Consider the following 22,564-nt stretch of genomic DNA (forward strand, 5'->3'; position numbering starts at 1 on the left):
TTTGCCATAACTGTCAAATGCGATCTTTGATGATTGCTATATCAATATTGGTATATGCTATCGAGGCGAGACGGCTGGCGCGACCGCTGGCAGCCTGCGAGCAGAAGCAAGGAGAGGCTATGGCGGCGCTAAGGAATCCGACTGCGATTTCAAATGGTTACAGAGAGATGCCGGGCGACGGCGAAACCTTGCTTCGCAGTGGCCTCAGCTTGCGCCACATGCGTATGATCGTCGCGCTCGACGACCATGGCCGGGTGAGCGCGGCAGCCCAGGTTATGAACATTTCTCAGCCGGCGGCTTCGCGCATGATCAGCGAAATGGAGGCCGTGCTCGAGGTCAAGCTGTGCGAAAGGCTGCCGCGCGGCATCACCTTGACGCCTTTCGGCAAGGCATTATCCAGGCGCGCGCGCTCGATCCTCCTGGAAATGCGCGAGGTCGACCGCGAAATTTCCGAACTCAAGGCGGGCAAAGGCGGCTCGGTGTTCCTCGGCGCTGTGACGGCACCGGCAATCGAGCTGGCGGTGCCGGCGATTCGCGAAATCCGCCGCATCTATCCGCGCATCGAGATCACCATGCAGGTCGAGACCTCCAACGTGCTGGCACGCGAATTGATCGCCACGCGCCATGATTTCATCATCGCGCGCATCCCTGACGATCTCAATCCGCGACTGTTCGAGTCGCGCGTCATCGGCGTCGAGAAGGCCTGCCTGATCGTGCGCCGGGGCCATCCGCTCACCAAGGGCGAGGCGGTGCGGCTGGAGGACACCGCCGCCTACGACTGGGTTTTCCAGTCGGGCGGGTCGCCTTTGCGCCAGGCGATGGAGAGCAATTTCCTCAACCGCAACATCGCGTTGCCGGACCGGATCCTCAACACCAGCTCGCTGCTCTTGACCTTGGTCATGGTCGCGCATTCCGATGCGATTGCACCGGTATCGGTCCAGGTGGCGAAATTCATCCAGAATCCCGATGGGCTGGCCGGCGCCATCGACGTCGTCCAGACCGAATTCGACATCGAGGTCAGACCCTACAGCCTGATCACGGTGAAGAACCGTGTGCTGTCGCCGGCCGCCAAGATGCTGCACGACTTCATCCTGCGAGAGGTGGGATGACGGCTCGGCCAGGCTTCGGGTTCGATCGGGCGCGTAAAGCACCTGAAAGAGCCGCCAGGGCTGTCGAACAGTCAGGCCGGGAACATTATTTCCGGCCGATGCGTTCATACCCTGCAAGGGACAATTTGTTCAGGAGCCCGAACATGCGCAGCTTCGAAATGATCGACCTGCTTTGCGTGGTAGAGGCCTGCAAGCACGAACGATCTGTCGGGAATTTCGTGTCGATGGCTGAAGGCGTGGAAGAATTGCGGGTGTTGACCGGCGATTTCGTCTCATCGGACGACGTAGTGGCAAATGCGCTAGCAACGGTAGCGCTTGCACGAGGCTGCTCTGTTTTGTTCGACGAACAGGCAGGCGCTGAAATTGTTTCTGGCGCCATGGGCTGGAGCGGGTAGAGGGAATCGAACCCTCGCGTTCAGCTTGGGAAGCTGACAAGCTACCATTACATCATACCCGCGCGAGCCCTCGTTACCACGCGGGTTGGCCTTCGGGCAATCGCAAAGCGGCGTTTACACCGCAGGCTGCGGCGATGCGTGTCGACCTGCGATCGCTATCTTGCCCTGGCGAGCTTGTTGCCGGCGGCAAAGCTTGGCCAGTACTTCGAGATGGCTAATGTCGCACCGGCGGAAGAGAAGTGGCCATAATCGAAGTAGAGAAATTGCCTGCTGTCCGCATCGGCGTACGAACAGCCAGCCGCATCGCACAGATATGCCAGCGGATCTATGAACGTCGCCCCTTTGGCGAACGGCAGCACCCGCTTGTTGATACCCGGATCCATGGCCGTCGGCCAGGACGTGTTCTCGACATGCTCCCGTCTTGCGAAGAAAGCGATCTTCTGGACGTCGGCGATGAATTCCGGCGACTGGCCGATGACATAGACCTTGACGCCCATGTCGCGAAGCCGATCGATCGTTTTTTGCAGGCCATCGAAGCCTCTGACCTGGTAGTCGGTCCATCGGCCGCTCAGGATCACCGCCCGGATGTTGGCGTCGCGGATAATCGACAGGGCCCGTTCGTTGAAAAGGGTACAGCTTGGCCGGGCATAGGAGAAATAGGTGAGGTCGGGCGGGCAGCCAGCATAGGTGTACTGGATGACATTGGCCTGGATTTTCTGGGCGTTGGCGTCGAGTCCCGAAACATAGTGCGCGGCGAAGGAATCGCCCCACAAAAGCACGTTGGTGGCAAAGCCCTGGGTGCGGGTGCAGTCTGCGAGGTTCCAGGTGTCGATGCGGGCCCCTTCGTTGAAACAGACGCCGTTGCGCCAGTCGCCGACCCGGATCGGCTCGGTCGAGAAGTCCGGGAACCGTTGCGGAAAACCACCGCCGAGCGCGCCGGCCAAGCCGCCGACGCAGAGCAGGACGATCGCCGTCGCCGAAAAGGCGAAGATCGGCAATGGGGCGGTGAACGCCCGTTTCCGGCGAAACGGCTGCTCGACATATTTCCAGGAAAATGTCGCCAGGGCGAAACTGGCCACCATCATAGCGATGACCGTCGGCACGCCGATGGCTTTCAGCGAGAGATAGTGGACGAATGAGTTGATGGGCCAGTGAACGAGGTAGAGCGAATAGGAAATAAGACCGACCCAGACCAGCGGCGCGAACCGAAGGACGCGGGTGGCAACAGGGGCTGGCCTGTCGGCGCCGGCGTGATCGTGACCCGCATAGATGAGCAGGGCGGTTCCGATGCAGGGGAACAAGGCATTGTAGCCCGGAAACGGGTCGCTCTCCGAAATCGTCAGAAAGCCAAAGGCGATCAGGGCAAAGCCGGCGAGGCCGATCAGCTCCATGGCCGGCCGGCTGGCAAGCGCCGGTGGCTTCTTCAGCATCAGCATGGCGCCAAGCGCCAGTTCCCAGAGGCGCGTCGGCAACAGGTAGAAGCCGGCTGTCGGCGCCAGCGACGTTGCCATGACCGCCACGGCAAAGCTGCCGATGGCGATCGGCAGCAGAACCGTCAGCCAGCGCTTCGAGACATATCGGTAGATCAAATAGAGCAGGATCGGCGCGAAGATATAATACTGCTCTTCGACAGAAAGCGACCAAGTGTGAAGCAGCGGCCGCAGTTCGGCGTCGATGGAGAAATAGTTCGTCGTCTTCCAGAAATAGATGTTCGACCAGAAGGTCGAGGCGGCGATCACGCTCAAGCTGAATTCGTGCAGGTCCGACGGCAGCAGGATGAACCAGGCCGCAATGCTTGCGAGCAGGATGACGAAGGTCAGCGCCGGCAGGATGCGCCGTGCGCGGCGCCAATAGAAGCGACCGATCGAAAACTGGCCGCGCTCGAGATCGTCGAGCAGGCTGCCGCTGATCAGATAGCCCGATATGACGAAGAAGATGTCGACGCCGGTGAAGCCGCCGGGAATGGCGGAGACGCCGAAGTGGAAGAGCAGGACGGGCAGCACCGCCACGGCCCGAAGGCCATCGATGTCGCGCCTATAGTTCATCCGGGCAGGCTCGCGCGCCGCGGCCGGAGGCTTTGGTTCTGCGAGCTCAAGACGCCGCTCATACGGCGATGTCCCGCTGGTGCAAAAAATTCCGGCTCGTCGGTGTCACATGCCTATCCTCTGCGGTGCAACTTTGCTGCACCGCAACATAAGTGTCAAGGCATATGCCAGTTCGAATGCTGGCGAGGCCGGTCCGCGCCGGCGCGGCGGGATCAGGCGCCGGGCAGGTAGATCACCGCATCATCGTCCGAATAGGCCCGCTTCCAGCCCAGTTGGTCGAAGAAAGGAATGCGACTGTCGTCGGCTGCAATCAGCGCCCAGCCTATCGCGTATTTCTTCAGTTGGGCTTCGAGAAGCGGCTTGCCGTTGCTGTGCCCCGTCTCGTCATCGGCTTTTGTGAAACCGCCCAGGAACAGCTGGTCCGTCCGACCGTCGATATAGGTCTTGATCCCGTGGAAGATCAGCGTGCCGCCGAAATTGTAGGAATTCAGCACGTTGCCGGAGAGATGATGGCTTTCGGCGAACGCCAGCGCCCCGCTGGCCGACGTCTTCGGGCTCGGCGCGACATGATAGACGCTGCCGAACACGGCTACCGCGCCGATGACCATAACAGCTGCCGCGCCGCAGATCGCGTAAAACCGCCTGGCGAAGAATTGTTCCAGCCCGTCGCGCCTTTCAGCCAGCCATGCGGTGGCCGAAAGCGAGGGATATTGCTGTGCGACCTCCATCGCGATCACCACCGGAACCAGGAGGAAGAACAGATACATGAATCGCAGATGGGCGAGAAAGGCGTGCAAGGTAAAGACAATGAATAGCGCCTTGGCCCAGCCAATTCGCAACCGTGACACCAGCAGCCCGAACAGCGCCGCCAGCATAGCAACTTCCTGGACAACGAGATCCTGCGCATTGAACGGCCGCCATTCCGCGATTAGCGACACCGCCTCGTTGCCATAGGCCACGGCGAAGGTCGCCAGGATAGCCTGGACGCCATACGGGTGGATCAGGCTGACCAGCGGACAAAGCAGACCGAATGCGATCCATTTCGCCACGAGGGCCGGTTTTGTGAGACCTGTGCGCGTCAGCAGATCGAGACCGGCGAAAGCTGCGATAAAGAAGCTCAAGGTGAAGGTGGCGTGCAGGTTCGCCCACAACACAACGAGCACAAGCAGCCACCAGGGTGGCGCCCGTTCTTCCCATGCCGCACGAAAGAGCATCGCCGTCCAGACGACGATGATCGGGAAAGTGAAGATATGTGGACGCCCCGTAAAGATCGGGGTGATCAGGGCCATTGCGATGAAGGCCAGCGCAATCGACAGGATCGGCTTCAGCCATGTGCTGAGAAACCACCCCATCAGGAAAACCGTCAGGGAAATCATGGCGATGATCAGCGTGACCACGCCGTTCCAGCCTCCCGCCCGATAGGCAAGAGCCAAAAGGACCTGCCCCAACCATTCCTTGGCGATCCATGGCTGGCCGGCAAACGTGTAGGAATAAGGGTCGACTGTCGGAAATGTCCGGCTCGCCAGGAGATCCTGTCCGACCTTCACTTGCCACCAACTGTCGGGATCCTGCAGGATGGAAGGGGCGAAGGCGGCCAGCACCGCCGCCATGATACAGGCGGTGAACAGGCAGAATATCAGCCGGATACGCTGATCGTACGTTGCCGCGCCCGCACTGGCCTGAGCGTTGTTCATGGCGCCGCCTCCAATCGCTTCCGATGACAGTTGGTTCAAGGATTTCGACTGGTCGGCATCCGCCGAGACCCACCGGCCATCGGAAGGTTCCGGTCGGCGTCATCGTCTTTGCGACCTCCGCGCCCGACAAACACGAAGTGAGCCGAACCGAGGTAGAAGACAACCGAATAGACGCAGATTCCCGCGAGGTGAACCAGCGGGCTTTCGGTGATGCCTCCTGAGCGGGCGGCGATCACGACTGCCAGATTGATGCTGTAGGCGACCAGGAAGACGCCCCCATATCGCATCAGGGTTCCTGACCGGAAGCCATCGGCGCGGGTGAAGGTCCATTGGCGGTTGAGGAAGAAGCCGAGGACCAGGCCGGCGCCAAAGCCAGTGGCATTGGCGACGATGTCGCCAAGACCCAGCGCAAGTCCGGCCAGAATGACGGCGTAGCCCAGCGCCGTGTTCAACAGGCCGACGACGCCAAATCGCAGCATCCTCGGATAGTCAAACGGCAGGTTTGACCGCATGCGCAAAATATTGGGCTCCGACAGGAATCTTGGTGAGGAAACGCTCGAACGGCCTCAGCCGCGCAAGCAGCCGAGGAAAAAAGATCCGGTAGATGATCTGGGTGTTGGCAAGACCCGCCTCGGCCATGCGCATGCGCATCTCGTGCGCATTTATCAAGACCGCATTCTCGTCGAAGGCGCAATTTCTCACCGCGTGCGTGGTCAGCGGGTTCCACGGATTGTGCTCGAAAACAAAGAAGCTGCCGCCACCGGCCAGCACCCTGCCAATCTCCGCGAGCAGTCCGACCTGGAGGTCCTCGGGAATGTGGTGGAAGACGCAGGCCGCGAAAGCCAGGTCGAAGCTGCCGTCGGCAAAGGGAATTGTCTCGCCGTCGAAATGCGTGAAGGCGGCCTGGCCGGGGAAGCGCTTGCTGGCGATGTCGAGCGATTCCCGCGAAGGATCGAGCAAGGTGATCTCGCTGTCCGGAAAAGCGTTGCGCATATGGCCGAGCGAGTTGCCGACACCGGCGCCGAAGTCGAGTATCCGTCGCGGTTTCACGCCGGCCCGCCTCAGCGTCGCGGCGATGTCGTCGATCTTGTACTTGGCGAAGAAGTCCGGGGTTTCGCCGCTCAGCCTTATGCTGGCGGCATGCTGCTCCTGGTACTCCCGTGCAAACTGGTCGAACTCCGCCTCAAGCACGTGCGGCCCTCTTTGCCATCTCCTGCAGGCGGTGGACGGGCAGATCCTTGTCCTCGGCTGCCTGGCTGCGCGAAACGATCTCGTTGACGAAGTAAAGCGGCCGCCGCTTTGTCTCCATGTACATGCGCCCGAGATACTCGCCGAAGATACCAAGCACCATAAGCTGGACGCTGCCAAGGATCAGCACGATCGCGGCAAGGCTGGTCCAGCCGGGCAACACGTTTCCGACCGACCATTCGACCAGGGTGTAGCCGAGCACGACCAGGCCCAGAAGCCCGAACAACATTCCAAGCAGCGAGGCGAACCGCAAGGGTGCGATGGAAAAGCTGGTCATCGCGTCGACCGCCAGAAGAACCATCTTCTTCAGGGGATAGTGGGTGGTGCCGGCAAAGCGCCGATGCCGTTCATAGGGGAAGGCCACCTGCTTCAGTCCGATCCAGCTCACCATGCCGCGAATGAACCTGTAGCGTTCGGGCATCGCGTTCAGATGGTCGAGCGCGCGGCGGCTCATCAGCCGGAAATCCCCTGAATTCGAAGCGATCTCGACATCGACCATGCGGCGCAGCAAGCGATAGAACATCGAGGCGGAGGCGAGCTTGAACCAGCTTTCCCCGTCGCGGCTCTGCCGTTGGCCGTAAACGACATCGAAGCCTTCATTCATCTTCGCCATCATTGCGCCGAGCAGTTCAGGCGGATCCTGCAGGTCGGCATCGAGAATGAGAATGCGCTGGCCGCGACAGAATTCGAGCCCCGCGCTCAACGCGATCTGGTGGCCGTAGTTGCGGGCAAGGTCGATTGCGACGACATGGTCGTCCTTTTCCGCCAACTGGAAGATGGCCTCGCGCGTACCGTCTGTCGCGCCGTCGATGACAAGCACGATCTCATAGGAGGATCCCTGTTCCAGGCATGCGGCCGTCACCCGTCGATGAAGTTCGGCCACCCCATCCAGCTCATTGTAGCATGGGACGACCACCGACAGCATGACGGCGCGTCGCGCGGTGTTTTTCTCCATCTCCACCAAATGCCTTGCTCCCGCTATTCGATTGGGAATAGCGGCAATTGGTTAGAAAACAGATAAGCCAGCGGGTCGGTCGCGGCCGTTGGCGGACTGTGTTTTCTGCCGCCAGCAGCCACGGTTACGAACGAACCGGCAACCAAACCTGTCGGCTTGAAGCCGGGAAGCCAAGTGCGTATGTCTGGGCCGACGCCCTCGAGTGTGGGCACCTCAATCGGGGAGACGGGCTTTGTCCGCATTGACGCGCTTTCTCGGCGACTCGCCGCTCAGGGTGATCCTGAAGCTGCTTGTGGTGTCGTTCCTCGTCGGCCTGGTCATGAATGCCTTCGGCTGGTCGCCGATGGACGTGTTCTATGGCATCCGGAAGTTCTTCACCGATCTCTGGAATCTCGGCTTCCACGCCATCGATCGCTTTCTCGGCTACATCCTGCTGGGTGCGGCGATCGTCGTCCCGGCCTTCATCCTGCTCAGGATCGCCAGCTACCGGAAGTAGGGCATGATCCCGAACCGCAGGTCCGAGCAGCGAACTTGGGAACCGGTTTTCGGACAAGATCATGCGTAAAGGGATTATCTGATATAACTTGACGCCACCTCGAACAGGATGGCGTGGCGCGTGGCGAGTGTTGCGACATCGGTTGAATAACCGCCACCAATGACGCCGCAGACGGGAATGCAGAGCGTGCGAAAATGGTTGATCACCATGTCGTCGCGGGCGCGCAGGCCGTCATCCGATAGCGACAGCCGTCCAAGCCTGTCCTCGGCATGGACGTCGACTCCGGCATTGTAGAAGACGATGTCCCAATGTGCTTGGGCCGACAGTTCTGGCAGGATGGCGGCGAGCCTTTCGAGATAGGCAGCGTCACCTGTGCCGTCGGGCAGCGCGACATCGAGGTCGGAGGCGATCTTGCGCGCGGGGTAGTTGCGGTCGCCATGCATGGAAAAGCTGAACACGCGCGGATCGTCCGCGAGAATGTCCGCCGTGCCGTCGCCCTGATGCACGTCGAGGTCGACGACCAGGATGTTTTGTGCGGCGCCCTCGGCAAGCAGAACGAGCGCGGCGACAGCGACATCGTTGAAGGTGCAGAAGCCGGCGCCTTGCGCGCGCCGTGCGTGATGGCTGCCGCCGGCGGTATTGCAGGCGATGCCGTGGCGCAAGGCGAGCCGCGCCGCAAGCACCGTGCCGCCGGTGGCAAGCTGCGCGCGCAGCGAAACACGTGGGCCAACCGGAAAACCGATCTCGCGCTCGATTTTTTCAGGTACCGAGCAGCTGATGACCTGGTCGACATAGTCCTCCGCATGGGCAAGCTTCAGCCATGATGCCGGCGCCGGTTCGGTGGTGTTGAGCGCGCCGGGCCCGGCCAGACCGCGTGCGCGCAAGGCGTCCATCAGCAGCGGATATTTGCTCATCGGAAAGCGATGGTTGACGGCGAAGCCGGCGTCGTAGTCGGGATGGTGGACGATCTGCAGGGGCATGAACTGGATCCGGCGGGCTCGCGCCAGGCCGGGGATTCGGTTGGCCGTCACGGGATGGGTGATTGCGCGATGCCGGCAAAATGGGGCACACCGGCTGTTCAATCAAGCCGCAATCAGCAAGGCAGCAATCCTTTGGACAAGGGTGCAACCCCAGCCGACGCCAGATACTTTGTCGTCACCAATCGTTCGGTGCTCGCCATCGCGGTGCCGATGACGCTTGCCTATCTGACGACACCGATGCTTGGCCTGGTCGACACGGCGGTTGTCGGCCAGTTCGGCGACGCCGCCTTGCTCGGCGGCCTTGCCGCCGGCTCGTTGATCTTCGACGTCGTCTTCACCACCTTCAATTTCCTGCGCTCGGGCACCACCGGCCTCGTCGCCCAGGCTTTCGGGCGCGGCGACGAACTGGAGGAACGGGCGGTGTTCTGGCGCGCCGTGCTGATCGCGGTTGTCGCCGGCATCGTGCTCGCGGCACTTGCGCCCCTGGTCGCCATAGCCGGGCAAAAGTTCATGGGCGCCGAACCGCGCGTCAGCGAGGCGATGGCCGTCTATATCCACATCAGGATGCTCGCAGCCCCCTTCTCGCTGATCAACTATGCCATCCTCGGCTATGTCCTGGGCCGCGGCGAGGGCGGGCTCGGGCTGATGCTGCAATTGGTGCTGAACGGCATCAACATCGCGCTCTGCTTCCTGCTTGGATTGAAGCTTGGCTGGGGCGTCGCCGGCGTCGCCTGGGCAACCGTCACCGGTGAGTTCCTCGCCATGCTGCTCGGCCTGGCGATCGTGGTCCGCCGATTCTGGGCGACCCCGTCCTTGCCACGCCACCGCCTGCTCGACATGGCTGCCTTCCTGCGCATGCTGTCGCTCAACCGCGACATCATGATCCGTTCGTTCTCGCTGCTGGCCGCCTTCGCACTGTTCACCCGCCAGGGTGCGCAGTTCGGCACGGTGACGCTGGCCGCCAACGCCGTGCTGATGAATTTCTTTCTCGTTGCCGGCTATTTCCTCGATGGCTTTGCCACCGCTGCCGAACAACTGGCCGGCCGTGCCGTCGGCGCGCGTGCCGCCACACCGTTCCTGCAGGCCGTGCGGCTCACCTTGTTTTGGGGGTTCGGGCTGGCGGGCGCAGCGACCCTGGTGCTGCTGCTGGCCGGCGCCAATCTGGTCGCTCTCGTGACGACGTCGGAGGAAGTCCGTTCAGTGGCCGATATCTACCTGCCGTGGGCAGCGTTCACTGCGTTGAGCGGCGTTCTGGCTTTCCAGATGGATGGCGTTTTCATCGGTGCGACCTGGTCGCGTGACATGCGCAACATGATGCTGCTGTCGTTTCTGGTCTTTGCAGTAGCGTTGCTCACCTTGGCGCCTGCCTTCGGCAATCATGGTCTGTGGGCGGCGCTGCACATCTTCCTGCTGGCGCGGGGCTTCAGCCTGCTGACGATCTTGCGGCTGCGACTGCGGACGGCGTTCAGCTGAGCGGTTTCGACGCCCATTGATCGAGGTGGTCGTCGCGCAACTCGCGAATGGATCTGAGGCGCCCCGTTTCGGCAAAGCGTGCCATCCCGGCGACGATCCGGCCCGGCAGTGCGGGGCCGGCATAGATCATGCTGGTATAGAGCTGGACGAGATCGGCGCCGGCTCGGATCTTTTCGAGCGCCGCGTCGGTCGAATCGACGCCGCCGACGCCGATGATGGCAAGCTCTGGCCCGAGCAGTTTGCGCATTCTGGCCAGCACGATGGTCGAGCGTTCAAACAGCGGTCTGCCGGAGAGCCCGCCGGTCTCGCGCGCGGCGTCGCCGCTGCGCAGCCCTGGCCGGGAGATGGTGGTGTTGGAGACGATGACACCGTCGATCCGCTTCTCGGTCACCTCGGCGGCGATGTCTTCCAGCTCGGCCTCGACCAGGTCCGGCGCGATCTTGAGGAAGACCGGCGGCTGTGCCGTTGCAGCGGCGCGCGCGGCCGTGACGCGTGACAGCAACTCGCCGAGCTGCTCGCGCGCCTGCATGTTGCGCAGGCCCGGCGTGTTGGGCGAGGAGATGTTGACGGTCAGATAGCTGGCGTAGGGCGCAAAGCGGGTAACGCCGCGCTCATAGTCGCCGATGCGATCGGCACTGTCCTTGTTGGCGCCGATATTGACGCCGACGATGCCGCCCCGCCCCTTGCGGGCAGCGAGGCGCTTTTCGGCGGCCGCGTGGCCTTCATTATTGAAGCCCAGCCGGTTGATCACCGCTTCATCCGCCGTCAGCCGGAAGATCCGCGGTTTCGGGTTGCCGGCCTGCGGCAGAGGCGTGACCGTGCCGACCTCGGCAAAGCCGAAGCCGAGCCCAAGCAGCGCATCGGGCACCTCGGCGTTTTTGTCATAGCCGGCCGCCATGCCAAGCGGGTTGGGGAAATCGAGGCCGCAGACCGTCACCTTCAGCCGCGCATCGCGCGTTGTCCGCGCGCCGACAGGCAGGCCGCATCGCAGCGCCGCGATCGACATGCCATGCGCGGTTTCCGGATCGAATGTGAACAGCAGCTTCTGGCCGAGCCTGCCGAGCACGCTCATTCGGCCTCCAGTGCCGGAAGCTGGTGGGTACCGTCTGCGCCAAGCGGCAGCGGTCGAACCCACAGCACGGCTTCCAGGTCCAACACGCCGTAGAGATGCGGAAACAGCGCGCCGCCCCGCGAGACCTCGTATTTCAGCGCCGCGCCCAGACGCGAGCCGTCGATGGCGACCAGCAGAAGGCCGGCCTGGCCGGCAAAATGCTTCGCCGCCGTTTCCCTGACCTGCCCTGCCGTGGAGAAATGGATGAAGCCGTCGGCGACATCGATCGGCGCGCCGGTGAAGCGGCCATTGGCTTCGGCCTCGCGCCAAGGCGCTTCCGGGGTTATCTTGTAGATAAACTGAGACATGGTTGCGCTATAGTCCGAACCAGCCAATCGGGAAAGACCGCGCCAAGGGTCTTCCCCATTTCCGGCGCAAACATGCGATAAATCAGGCTTTGGCCATGGAGGACAACATGCGTCTGCAGCACATCTTGATCCCCGCCGCGCTCGTTTCGCTGGTCGCGGCTACAGCTTATTCGGAAGAAACCGACCGCTACCGGCTGGAAAAGTCTGACAACGGCTTTGTCCGCATGGATACGCAGACCGGTGCGATGTCGATCTGCGAGGAACGCTCCGGCCAACTCGTCTGCAAGATGGCGGCTGACGAACGCGCAGCTTTCCAGGACGAAGTCGACCGCCTCCAGACCTCGATGAAGGCGATGGACGAGCGCGTCACCAAGCTTGAGAATTCGCTGTCCGCCCGCCTCGAATCGCAATTGCCGAGCGAGGAGGATTTCAACAAGACGATGAGCTACATGGAGCGTTTCCTGCGTGGCTTCATGGGCATCGTCAAGGATATGGACAAGGACAACGGCGCCCAGCTCAACTCGCAGAAGACCTGAGGGCTCGAAACAGGGAAAACGCGGCGCGCTGGCTTTGCCGCTTGAAAACAGCGCGCAGCCCCTCATAATCGTCCAACTGGTCCCGGAAAAAGCAAAAATTATCGGGGATTCGGGGAGGGACACTTGCCGTCAGGCTATTCTTTCGTCATCGCCGACGATCACCCACTGTTTCGCGGTGCGCTGCGCGAAGCGCTCGCCGGCATCGGCAATGTCGCGGCAATCCACGAGGCCGGTGATTTCGAGAGCGCCAAGGCGCTGGTCGTGGCTAACGAAGATGTCGATCTGGTGCTGCTCGATCTGTCGATGCCGGGCGCCAGCGGCCTTTCCGGCCTGATCTCGTTGCGCGGGATCCATCCGGCGGTCCCGCTTGTCGTGGTCTCGGCGCATGACGATCCGGCGACCATCAGGCGTGCGCTCGATCTCGGTGCTTCCGGCTTCATCTCCAAGTCGGCCAGTATGGAGGAGATCCGCGACGCCGTGCAGTCGGTGCTTGCCGGCGACATCGCCGCGCCCGTCGGCATCGATCTCGGCGTCGAGCGCGATCCCGAGATTTCCGACCTGATCAAGCGCCTGCAGGCGCTGACCCCGCAGCAGACCCGCGTGCTCGGCATGCTCGCCGAGGGCCTGCTCAACAAGCAGATCGCCTATGAGCTCGGGGTCTCCGAGGCGACGATCAAGGCACATGTCTCGGCCATCCTGCAGAAGCTCGGCGTCGACAGCCGCACCCAGGCAGTGATCCTGCTGTCCAAGATCGGCAGCGACCCGTTACAGCCGGCCGGCTGACACGCGGGTCTCGTCGGAATCGTCATTCGGCCGCCGATGCCAGCGGCCTGACCCTGGCCATCATCGAACGCAGCACCGCCGGTTTCAGGGGCTTGTTGATCACCGGAACCTCGAGCCCGCCTGCGGCCGTGCGCACCTCGTTGGAGCGGTCGGCAGTGACCAGCACGGCCGGCAGGGCGTCGCCATGGATCGCGCGCAGCCTGACGATTATGTCGAGGCCGGTTTCACCGTCGAGATGGTAGTCGGCAAGGACGATGTCCGGACGACGCATCGTGGCGCTCGCCAGATCCCGCGAGCCGGACACCGTGTCGACATTGCAGCCCCAGCCTTCGAGCAGGAGCCGCATGCCTTCGAGGATGCGGGCATCGTTGTCGATGCAGAGCACATGCAGGCCGGCCAGCGAAGCTGTGGCACGGGCAGGGGCCCTGGTTTCGATCTCGCGTCGTGGCTCCTGCACGGCGGCGACCGGCAGGATGACGGAGAAGCGCGTACCCTTGCCCGGATTGGAAAAGATCCGGATCTCCAGGCGCAGCACCCGGGCGATACGATCGACGATGGAAAGGCCGAGACCGAGGCCCTCGGCTTCGCGAGCGCCTTCGTCCAGCCGGGTGAATTCGTGGAAGACGGTGTTCAGCTCGTCGCCGGCAATGCCGATGCCGGTGTCGATCACCTGGATCTCGACCAGGTCGCCACGTCGCCGAACGCCGACCAGCACACGGCCGTGGCGCGTGTATTTGATGGCGTTGGAGACAAGATTCTGGATCAGGCGGCGCAGCAGGTTGCGGTCCGTCATCACGGTCAGCGACGACGGCATGATCGTCAGGTCGAGTTTCTTTTCGGCGGCCAGCGGCCGAAAATCATTGCCGATCTGGCGCAGCAGTCCGTCGAGGTGGAAGGCGGTGTCGTCCGGCTTCATGGCGCCGGCATCGAGGCGGGAGATGTCGAGCACGGCGCCGAGAATGGTTTCGACCGATTCCAGCGAGGATTCGATGTTGACCGCTGCCTTGCCGGCAGGCCCCTTGCCGGCCTTCTCGATCAGCGACGAGCAATAGAGCCGGGCGGCGTTCAGCGGCTGCAGGATGTCGTGGCCGGCGGCGGCAAGGAAGCGTGTCTTGCCGAGATTTGCCTCCTCGGCCAGCATCTGCGCCTGCGCCAGCTCCTCGTTGACGCGGGTCAGCTCGATGGTGCGGGTCTTGACGCGCTGCTCCAGCGATTCATTGGCGCGCTTCAGCGCCAGGTCCTGTTCGACGCGTCCGGAAATGTCGGCGTAGGTGGCGACGATGCCGCCATCCGGCATCGGGTTGGAACGCAGCTCCAGGATGCGGCCGCTGGTCTTCAACTCCATCTGCCACGGACTGACGAAGCTGGTGAGCCGGTTGAGCATCGCCACACGCTGGTCCGATGGAATGTCGCCGCGCTCGGCAAGATGGCGCAGGATGCGGTCGAGCGAGACGCTGACCTGACCCATCTCATCGGGCAGGTCGAACAGCGCCCGGTACTGACGGTTCCAGCAGATCAGGCGGAAATCGCGGTCGAAAACGGTGATGCCTTGCTCCATCTGGTCGAGCGCGATCTGCAAGAGGTCGCGATTGTGCTGCAGCGCCTCGGTTGCGTCGTCGAGCAGCCGGAAGGCATCCCTGGATTCGCGGTCGTGGCGCCGAAACAGCAGCGACAGGATCAGCCGCGCCGAGGATGAGCCGACGGCGCTGGCCAACAGCTGCTCGGAAAAGCGGATGACGTCCATGCTCGCCTGCTCCTTGCCGTGCAGCGAGGCGCCGTTGGTCTTTTCGAACGACTGGAAGGAGCGCTCGGTGCGCTCGACGCCGAGATAGCGCGAGATCGTGTCTTTGAGGTCGTTGACAGTGATGGCGGTGCGGAAGCGGCGCAGGCTGGGCATCGGCCCGGCATCGCGCGGCACGAAGATCGACGCCTGGATGCGCTCCAACGGCACCGACGCGCGCGACAGGGAGCCGAGCACGAAGAACACCGCGTTGATCGACAGGCTCCACAACACGCCATGGTTCAGCGGTTCGGCGACTGTGCCGAACAGCGCCTGCGGCCGCAGTGCCTCGAAGCCGAACAGCCCGTGCGCGATGATGTCGGTGTCGGGTGCGGCAAGCGATGGAAGCAGCAGCGTGTAGCCCCAGATGAGGATGCCGGCGACCATGCCGAGTGCAGCACCCCGTCCATTGGCGCCACGCCAGATCAGCCCGCCGATCAGTGCGGGCGCGAACTGGGCAATGGCCGCGAACGACATCAGGCCGATCGACGACAGGCGCGCACTGTTGGTGCTCTCGCGGTAGTACAGGAAGGCGATGAACAGCAGGATGAAGATCGCCCCGCGCCGCACATTGAGGATCAGCGTCGACCAGTCTTCATCCTCGGAGGTCGAGGTCTTGAGAAGGCGGCGCACGAACAGCGGAATGACGAGGTCGTTGGAGATCATGATCGACAGCGCCACGCTTTCGACGATCACCATGGCCGTTGCAGCCGACAGGCCGCCGATGAAGGCCGCCATCGCCAGCAGATCATGGCCGCTGAACAAAGGCAGCGACAGCACATAGAGATCGCTGCTGGTCCCGGTGCCGACCAGCGACAGGCCGGCAAAGGCGATCGGAAGCACGAACAGATTGATCGCCGCCAGATAGAGCGGAAACACCCATGTCGCGGTGCGCAACTCGGCCTCGCCGCGGTTCTCGACGATGGTGACGTAGAATTGCCGCGGCAGCATGATGATGGCAAAGCCGCTCAGGCAGGTCAGCACCAGCCAGGTGGCAAGCGAGGTGTTGTAGCCCATCGCCTGCCGGACCTGCGCGTTCTGCGCCAACTTGTCGAACATGTCGCCAGGGCCGCCGAAGATCAGGAATGTGACCATCAGGCCGATGGCAAGGAAAGCGGCGAGCTTGACCACGGTCTCGACCGCCACCGCCAGCACCAGCCCGTCCTGGTGTTCGGTGGCATCGGCATGGCGGGTGCCGAACAACACCGCAAACAGCGCCAGCAGCATGGCAACGACCAGCGAGATGTCGCTGACGAACGGATCGAAGGAGGGTGGCGAGCCAGTGTAATGCTCGACCATCAGGCTGACCGAACCGGAGATCGCCTTCAACTGCAGCGCGATATAGGGCACCGCGCCGATGGTCGCGATCAGCGTCGCGATCGCCGAGACCGTGAAGCTCTTGCCATAGCGGGCGCCGAGGAAGTCGGCGATCGAGGTGATCTTCTCCGTCTTGGCCAGCCGCACGATGCGGTTGAGCAGCGGAAACCCGAACACGAACACCAGCACCGGGCCGGTATAGATGCCGAGGAATTCGAGACCGCGCTCTGAGGAGAGGCCAACCGAGCCGAAGAAGGTCCAGGACGTGCAGTAGATAGCAAGGCTGAGCGCGTAGATGAACGGCCGCGCCCGGCTCGGCCCGGATATCGCCGAGCGGCGGTCGCCCAGGCTGGCGATGGCGAACAGCAGCGTCACATAGGCGATCGCGATGATGACGATGAACAAGCCCTGCACGCCTGGAATTTCCTCCTTTGCCGCCTTTTTATTCGGCTTGTCCGAACGCAATCACAGCTTGGCGTCCGAGTCCATTGCGGCTTTGGAAGCATGGTGGCGACATTCAGACAGCAACCAAGCTGACGTCCAAGGCGCCGCCCGAGGTTCCGCCCGAGGTTCCGTCATGTAAGGAGAAACCGGTTGCTTTCCCCTTTTTGCCCATGTTGCAACCCCAGGTTTTTGTTATGTTGCCCTCAGGTCGATGCCGCAAGGACGGAACGGCAGAGCGGCCGGTCACGACAAGGAGGGTCGAATGCTGAAGGAATTCCAGGAATTCATTTCCAAGGGCAATGTGATGGACCTTGCGGTCGGCGTCATCATCGGCGCGGCCTTTGGCAAGATCGTCACTTCGCTGGTCGACGACGTCATCATGCCGATCGTCGGCGCGATCTTCGGCGGACTGGACTTCAACAACTATTTCTTTGGACTGTCCTCGGCAGTCAACGCCACCGCGCTGGCGGACGCCAAAAAGCAAGGCGCTGTTTTCGCCTATGGCAGCTTCATCACCGCGGTGCTGAATTTCCTCATCCTTGCCTTCATCATCTTCCTCATGGTCAAGGCGGTGAACAACATGCGCAAGCGGCTTGAGGCCGAGAAGCCTGCGGCACCTGCCGCGCCGCCGCCCGCCGACGTTGCGCTGCTGACCGAAATTCGCGATCTGCTCGCCAAGCGCTAATCTCTCAGGCGGCTTTGCTGGACCAAAACCCCGGTCGTTTGCGGCCGGGGTTTTCTGTTTTCGCATCTGGTATGGAGCGCTGATTGACGCTCGAGATTGGAACGGACCCGCCATGACCTTGATCGACAGCTTGCGCGCGGAAGCCCGTGCCGCGCCCGAAAGCGGCATTGTCGCCGTTGTCAATTACGGCCGCCTGCGCGAGGGCATGATCCCGCTCTGGGCCGGAGAGGGCGACCTGCCGACGCCTGCCTTCATCACCGATGCCGCGTCGAAGGCGCTGGCCGGCGGCGAAACGTTCTACACCTGGCAAAGAGGCATCCCCGATCTCAGGCAGGCGCTTGCCCGCTACTATGCCAGGCATTTCGGCAAGACGTTCCCCGAGGAACAGTTCATCGTCACCGGGTCCGGCATGCATGCCATTCAGCTGGCGCTCGACGCGCTCGCCGGCGCCGGCGACGAGGTTGTATATCTGTCGCCGGCCTGGCCGAATTTCGACGCTGCCGCGGCGATATCGGGAGCCCGTTCCGGTGCCGGTCACGCTCGATCATTCCGGCAATGGCTGGTCTTGCGACGTCGAGAAGATCGCGGCGGCGATCACGCCGCGCACCAAGGCGCTGTTCATCAACACGCCGTCGAACCCGACCGGCTGGACCGCCGACCACGAGACCTTGCAGGCGATCCTCGATCTCGCCCGTGCCAAAAATCTCTGGATCATCGCCGACGAGATCTATTCGCTGTTCCACTACAGCTATGGCCGGGCGCCCTCCTTCCTCGACATCGCGACGGCTGAAGACCGCATCCTGTTCGTCAACAGTTTTTCCAAGAACTGGGCGATGACCGGCTGGCGCGTCGGCTGGATCAAGACCCATCCGGCCTTGCAGCAGGTGTTCGAGAACCTGATCCAGTATTCCAACTCGGGCGTCGCCCAGTTTATGCAGCGCGGCGCGGTCGCCGCCCTTGATGAGGGTGATGGTTTCATTGCCGAACAGGTCGAGCGGGCGAGGAAGGCCCGGGACCTGGTCTGCGGCATTCTCGGGGCCACCGGCCGCGCCCGGTTCACCGTGCCGCAGGGCGCGTTCTATCTGTTCTTCACGGTCGACGGCATCACCGATTCACGGAGCGCCGCTTTCGACATCGTCGACAAGGCCAATGTCGGCCTGGCGCCCGGCACGGCCTTCGGCTCCGGTGGCGAAGCCTTCCTCAGACTGTGCTTCCACCGCCGCCTCGACCAGGTCGAGGAAGCGGCGCACCGGCTGGCGAAGTGGATGAAGAGCGTTTGAGAAGGCGGCGGTTTACGCCGCGCTGGCTTCAGCCGCCTGACTTGGGCACCAGCAGCGGAATGACCCGGTCGCTTTTGGCGACAGAGGGGCGGCCAGCGGATCCGTACGGTATGCCCAGCGCATCCCAGGTCTCGACCAGCGCGTCCTGTAGTTCGGCGATCAGCGCGTCGGAGTGGAACGGCGTCGGCGTGATGCGCAGCCGCTCCGTGCCGCGCGGGACGGTCGGATAGTTGATCGGCTGGATGTAGATGCCGTGCACGCCAAGCAGGCGGTCGCTGGCCATCTTGCAGAGTTCCGGGTCGCCGACCAGCAGCGGCACGATATGCGTCGGCGACTCCATCACCGGCAGGCCGGCGGCCGAGAGGATCTGCTTGGTTCGCGTCGCCTGCCGCTGCTGCGCGTCGCGCTCGGCCTGCGAGCGCTTGAGATGGCGGATGGACGTGGTCGCGGCGGCGGCGATCGCCGGCGGCAATGCCGTGGTGAAGATGAAGCCCGGCGCATAGGAGCGCACGGCGTCGATGACAGCACTGGTGCCGGTGATGTAGCCGCCCAGCGTGCCGAATGCCTTGGCCAGCGTGCCTTCGATGATGTCGATGCGGTCGGCCAGCCCTTCGCGCTCGGTGATGCCGCCGCCGCGCGGTCCGTACATGCCGACGGCATGGACCTCGTCGATATAGGTCATGGCGTTGTGGCGCTCGGCGAGCTCGACGATCTGCTTGATCGGCGCGATGTCGCCATCCATCGAATAGACGCTTTCGAAGACGATCAGCTTGGCGCGTTCGCGGCCCGCCGCCTGCAGCAGGCTTTCCAGATGCGCGACGTCATTGTGGCGGAAGATCTTCTTTTCCGCACCCGAGCGCCGCACGCCTTCGATCATCGAAGCGTGGTTCAGTTCGTCCGAAATGATCAGGCAGTTGGGCAAAAGCCGTGCGATGGTCGAGATCGACGCTTCGTTGGAGACGAAGCCGGAGGTGAAGACAAGGGCCGCTTCCTTGTCGTGCAGGTCGGCAAGCTCCAGCTCGAGCTCGACTAGCGGGTTGCTGGTGCCGGAAATGTTGCGGGTGCCGCCGGCGCCAGAGCCCATCTTGCCCGCCGCATTCTGGAACGCGGCGATGACATCGGGGTGCTGGCCCATGCCGAGATAGTCGTTGGAGCACCAGACGGTGATTTCCTCCGCGCGGCCATTGGAACGCCAGATGGCGCGCGGAAACTTGCCTGCAATGCGCTCGAGGTCGGCGAAGACGCGGTAGCGACGCTCGGCATGGAGCTGATCGATCGCTTCCTCGAAGAACCGCTGATAGTTCATGTCGACTTCCCAATTTTGCGCGGGATCATAATCATTGCCCTATTGGTCGTCCACCGGGCCAATTTGGTCAAAATGCCACGCCCCGGACCTGTTCCTAACGACCACGGATCGTGGCCTATTCCCTTGATGTGGATCAACTTTGTTTCAGTACGATGCCTTGAGCCGGAGAGACTGTTACGGATTTAACATTTTGGTCTTGTATGGCCCTGCGGCAAGCTTTCCAATAAGGCGGCTTTTGAGACAGTTTCCGATAAATCTTGAGATGCGAGGATGCGGATGACAGTTTTGGTGACAGGCGGTGCCGGCTATATCGGCAGCCATATGGTCTGGGAGTTGCTGGATGCCGGCGAGAGCGTGGTCGTTCTCGACCGCCTTTCGACCGGCTTCGAATGGGCGGTGGCGCCCGAGGCAAAGCTGGTCGTCGGCGATGTCGCCGACAAGGAACTGGTCGGCTCGATCATCAGGGATAACAAGGTCGACGCGATCATCCATTTCGCTGGTTCCATCGTGGTGCCGGAATCGGTCGCCGATCCGCTCGGCTATTACGAGAACAACACCTGCAAGACGCGCACTCTGATCGAAACCGCGGTGCGCGAGGGCGTGCCTAATTTCATCTTTTCCTCGACCGCCGCCGTTTATGGCGGCGCCGGACTGGAGCCGGTGCGCGAGGATGCCCGCCTGGCGCCGGAATCGCCCTATGGCCTGTCCAAGCTGATGAGCGAATGGATGCTGCGCGATGCGGCAATCGCGCATGGGCTCCGCTACACCGCGCTGCGCTACTTCAACGTCGCCGGCGCCGACCCGAAGGGCCGCACCGGCCAGTCGACGCCTGGCGCCACCCATCTGATCAAGGTCGCTTGCGAAACGGCGCTCGGCAAGCGCCGGTTCATGCAGGTGTTCGGCACCGATTATCCGACGCCGGACGGCACCTGCATGCGCGACTATATCCATGTCAGCGATCTGGCGGCGGCGCATCGCCTTGCCCTGCAACGACTGCGCAACGGCGGCGCAAGCCTCATTGCCAATTGCGGCTACAGCCATGGCTATTCGGTGCTCGAGGTCATCGACAGCGTGCGCCGCGCATTTGGCCATGATTTCGAGGTGAAGATGGGCGATCGCCGTCCCGGCGATGCCGCGGCGGTGGTCGCCGATTCGGATCTCGCCCGCGCCGAACTCGGCTGGACTCCACAACGCGACGATCTCGACCAGATCGTTGCCGACGCTCTCGCCTGGGAGCGCATTCTGACCGGCAAGAACTCCGCACGGGGCTGAGCCCGGTCGTCCCTAGGGCTCGCAAGGCGCCCAGCGACGCGCTATTGAAGGCATTCGCGGCAGGGCGCTGCGCCGCGAAGAGCTTTGGGGATGGCATGAAAATAACCGTGCTTGGAGCCGGCGTTGTCGGGACGGCGGCCGCCTATTACCTGGCGAGCGACGGTCACGAAGTCACCGTGATCGAGCGCCATCCGGCGCCGGCGCGCGGCACCAGCCAGTCGAATGCCGGCCTGGTATCGCCGGGCGACGCCACCGCCTGGGCCTCTCCGGCGGCGCTGAAGACCTTCCTGCGCGCGCTCTACAATCATGATCTCGGCATCAAGGTGCGGCTGCGATTCGATCCCTATTTCCTCGCCTGGAGCCTGCGCTTCCTGCGCCAGTGCACGAAAGAGCGCTTGCGCGCCAACAGCCGGGTCAAGCTGCGCCTGGCGCTCTATTCCCGCGACTGCATCAACGCCATCTCCTCCGATACCGGGATCGGCTATGACGAGCGCAAGAAGGGCATCCTCTATTTCTTTCGCTCGCAGCACAGTCTCGACACCGGCACCGACAATTACCGCTATCTGGCCGAGCATGGCCTGCCGATCGAGATCGTCGGCCGCGACCGGCTGATCGAGCTCGAACCGGGTCTTGCCGGCGTGAAGGAAAAGATCGCCGGTGGCGTCTATTCGCCGATCGACCAGACCGGCGATTCCCGGCAGTTCGTGGAAAAGCTCGCCGCCTATGCCGCCGAGAAGCTCGGCGTGAGATTTCTCTACGGCACGACGGTCGAAGGCCTCGCCATCGAGGGCGACCGGGTGGGTGCGGTGATGACCTCGGCCGGACCGGTGGCCGGCGATGCCGTGGTCATCTCGATGGGGCCGGAAAGCGGCTTGCTCGGCCGCCGCTACGGCATCGACCTGCCTGTCTATCCCGTGAAGGGCTATACGGCGACGATCCCCCTGGAGGACGAGAGCAAGGGTCCGACCATGGGCGGCGCCGACGAGGACCAGCTGATTGCCTATTCCAGGTTGGGCAACCGGCTGCGGCTCGCCTCAACCGCCGAATTCACCGGCTTCGACCGCACCCACAGGCCAAGCGACTTCGCCGCCATGTTCAGGACCGGCAGGGATCTCTTCCCCGGCGCGTTCGACGAGAAGAAAGCCGAACTCTGGGCTGGGCTGCGGCCGATGATGCCGAACTCCGTGCCGGTCATCGGCCAGGCGCGCCACAAGAACCTCTATCTCGACACCGGGCACGGCCATGTCGGCTGGACCATGGCTTGCGGCTCGGGGAAATTCCTTGCCGATCTGGTCGCAGGCCGCAAGCCGGAGATCGACCCACAGGGACTGGTCTACGGAGGCTAGA

General features: G+C 62.9%; 19 protein-coding genes, 1 tRNA gene and 1 pseudogene. 10 read left to right on the forward strand and 11 right to left on the reverse strand.

Going from position 1 to position 22,564, the window contains the following annotated elements:
* Positions 1 to 119 precede the first annotated feature (119 nt).
* Together AC1DZU_RS27980 and AC1DZU_RS27985 are read left to right on the forward strand one after the other, a co-directional pair.
* Positions 120 to 1,109 carry a LysR family transcriptional regulator gene (locus AC1DZU_RS27980; RefSeq protein ID WP_477225371.1) on the forward strand — a complete coding sequence of 330 codons (990 nt, stop codon included), beginning with the start codon at positions 120 to 122 and terminating at the stop codon, positions 1,107 to 1,109.
* Positions 1,110 to 1,252: 143 nt separating this feature from the next.
* Entirely contained in the window at positions 1,253 to 1,504 is a 252-nt protein-coding gene (locus AC1DZU_RS27985; RefSeq protein ID WP_477289846.1) for a hypothetical protein, read from the forward strand.
* Here AC1DZU_RS27985 and AC1DZU_RS27990 read toward each other — a convergent pair.
* The 6 genes from AC1DZU_RS27990 to AC1DZU_RS28015 all read right to left on the reverse strand — a co-directional run bounded on the left by AC1DZU_RS27990 (position 1,493) and on the right by AC1DZU_RS28015 (position 7,446).
* Positions 1,493 to 1,566, reverse strand: a tRNA-Gly gene (locus AC1DZU_RS27990). The two genes, AC1DZU_RS27985 and AC1DZU_RS27990, sit on opposite strands and share 12 nt — an antisense overlap.
* Before the next feature lie 93 nt (positions 1,567 to 1,659).
* Positions 1,660 to 3,549: an acyltransferase family protein gene (locus tag AC1DZU_RS27995; protein WP_477289847.1), complete on the reverse strand. Its 1,890-nt coding sequence runs from the start codon at positions 3,547 to 3,549 to the stop codon at positions 1,660 to 1,662.
* Between the two features lie 212 nt (positions 3,550 to 3,761).
* Positions 3,762 to 5,243: a hypothetical protein gene (locus tag AC1DZU_RS28000; RefSeq protein WP_477289848.1), complete on the reverse strand. Its 1,482-nt coding sequence runs from the start codon at positions 5,241 to 5,243 to the stop codon at positions 3,762 to 3,764.
* Between the two features lie 35 nt (positions 5,244 to 5,278).
* Positions 5,279 to 5,722: a GtrA family protein gene (locus AC1DZU_RS28005; RefSeq protein ID WP_477289849.1), complete on the reverse strand. Its 444-nt coding sequence runs from the start codon at positions 5,720 to 5,722 to the stop codon at positions 5,279 to 5,281.
* Positions 5,723 to 5,732: 10 nt separating this feature from the next.
* Positions 5,733 to 6,434, reverse strand: coding sequence for a class I SAM-dependent methyltransferase (locus AC1DZU_RS28010; protein WP_477289850.1), 702 nt, complete (start codon positions 6,432 to 6,434; stop codon positions 5,733 to 5,735).
* On the reverse strand, positions 6,427 to 7,446 hold the full coding sequence (locus AC1DZU_RS28015; RefSeq protein ID WP_477289851.1) for a glycosyltransferase family 2 protein: 1,020 nt from the start codon (positions 7,444 to 7,446) through the stop codon (positions 6,427 to 6,429). Before AC1DZU_RS28015 ends, AC1DZU_RS28010 begins: the two co-directional genes overlap by 8 nt.
* 232 nt (positions 7,447 to 7,678) lie before the next feature.
* Here AC1DZU_RS28015 and AC1DZU_RS28020 point away from each other — a divergent pair, with 232 nt between their 5' ends.
* Positions 7,679 to 7,942, forward strand: a complete 264-nt coding sequence (locus tag AC1DZU_RS28020; RefSeq protein WP_095082235.1) for a DUF6460 domain-containing protein — start codon at positions 7,679 to 7,681, stop codon at positions 7,940 to 7,942.
* A 74-nt stretch (positions 7,943 to 8,016) separates the two neighbouring features.
* On the opposite strand, the gene AC1DZU_RS28025 is transcribed toward AC1DZU_RS28020, so the two are convergent.
* Positions 8,017 to 8,922, reverse strand: coding sequence for a histone deacetylase family protein (locus AC1DZU_RS28025; protein ID WP_477289852.1), 906 nt, complete (start codon positions 8,920 to 8,922; stop codon positions 8,017 to 8,019).
* Positions 8,923 to 9,054: 132 nt separating this feature from the next.
* On the opposite strand from AC1DZU_RS28025, the gene AC1DZU_RS28030 reads away from it, so the two are divergent.
* Positions 9,055 to 10,395: an MATE family efflux transporter gene (locus AC1DZU_RS28030; RefSeq protein ID WP_477289853.1), complete on the forward strand. Its 1,341-nt coding sequence runs from the start codon at positions 9,055 to 9,057 to the stop codon at positions 10,393 to 10,395.
* Here AC1DZU_RS28030 and AC1DZU_RS28035 read toward each other — a convergent pair.
* Positions 10,388 to 11,467, reverse strand: coding sequence for a quinone-dependent dihydroorotate dehydrogenase (locus AC1DZU_RS28035; RefSeq protein WP_477289854.1), 1,080 nt, complete (start codon positions 11,465 to 11,467; stop codon positions 10,388 to 10,390). The genes AC1DZU_RS28030 and AC1DZU_RS28035 overlap by 8 nt on opposite strands.
* Entirely contained in the window at positions 11,464 to 11,814 is a 351-nt protein-coding gene (locus AC1DZU_RS28040; protein WP_477289855.1) for a DUF952 domain-containing protein, read from the reverse strand. The genes AC1DZU_RS28035 and AC1DZU_RS28040 overlap by 4 nt, the downstream gene beginning before the upstream one ends.
* A 107-nt stretch (positions 11,815 to 11,921) precedes the next feature.
* On the opposite strand from AC1DZU_RS28040, the gene AC1DZU_RS28045 reads away from it, so the two are divergent.
* Positions 11,922 to 12,350: a hypothetical protein gene (locus AC1DZU_RS28045; protein WP_477289856.1), complete on the forward strand. Its 429-nt coding sequence runs from the start codon at positions 11,922 to 11,924 to the stop codon at positions 12,348 to 12,350.
* Between the two features lie 123 nt (positions 12,351 to 12,473).
* Positions 12,474 to 13,133 carry a response regulator transcription factor gene (locus tag AC1DZU_RS28050; protein ID WP_095082229.1) on the forward strand — a complete coding sequence of 220 codons (660 nt, stop codon included), beginning with the start codon at positions 12,474 to 12,476 and terminating at the stop codon, positions 13,131 to 13,133.
* A 22-nt stretch (positions 13,134 to 13,155) separates the two neighbouring features.
* Here the strand turns inward: AC1DZU_RS28050 and AC1DZU_RS28055 are convergent, their stop codons facing one another.
* Complete coding sequence (locus tag AC1DZU_RS28055; RefSeq protein ID WP_477289857.1) at positions 13,156 to 16,644, reverse strand: PAS domain-containing hybrid sensor histidine kinase/response regulator; 3,489 nt, start codon at positions 16,642 to 16,644, stop codon at positions 13,156 to 13,158.
* A gap of 292 nt (positions 16,645 to 16,936) precedes the next feature.
* Between AC1DZU_RS28055 and mscL the strand changes: the two genes are divergently transcribed.
* Positions 16,937 to 17,359 (forward strand): large conductance mechanosensitive channel protein MscL, encoded by a 423-nt coding sequence (gene mscL, locus AC1DZU_RS28060; protein WP_095084257.1) that lies wholly within the window; start codon positions 16,937 to 16,939, stop codon positions 17,357 to 17,359.
* Between the two features lie 112 nt (positions 17,360 to 17,471).
* A pseudogene (locus tag AC1DZU_RS28065) lies at positions 17,472 to 18,639 on the forward strand (pyridoxal phosphate-dependent aminotransferase).
* Positions 18,640 to 18,667: 28 nt separating this feature from the next.
* Here the strand turns inward: AC1DZU_RS28065 and hemA are convergent.
* The gene (gene hemA / locus AC1DZU_RS28070) at positions 18,668 to 19,945 is read right to left on the reverse strand and encodes a 5-aminolevulinate synthase (protein WP_111544598.1); all 1,278 of its coding nucleotides are present in this window, start codon (positions 19,943 to 19,945) and stop codon (positions 18,668 to 18,670) included.
* Positions 19,946 to 20,221: 276 nt separating this feature from the next.
* On the opposite strand from hemA, the gene galE reads away from it, so the two are divergent.
* The gene (gene galE / locus AC1DZU_RS28075) at positions 20,222 to 21,217 is read left to right on the forward strand and encodes a UDP-glucose 4-epimerase GalE (protein ID WP_477289858.1); all 996 of its coding nucleotides are present in this window, start codon (positions 20,222 to 20,224) and stop codon (positions 21,215 to 21,217) included.
* A gap of 95 nt (positions 21,218 to 21,312) precedes the next feature.
* Positions 21,313 to 22,563: a D-amino acid dehydrogenase gene (locus AC1DZU_RS28080; protein WP_477289859.1), complete on the forward strand. Its 1,251-nt coding sequence runs from the start codon at positions 21,313 to 21,315 to the stop codon at positions 22,561 to 22,563.
* Position 22,564: the final 1 nt, after the last annotated feature.

The sequence above is a fragment of the Mesorhizobium sp. P2_A12 genome (genome assembly GCF_056405075.1).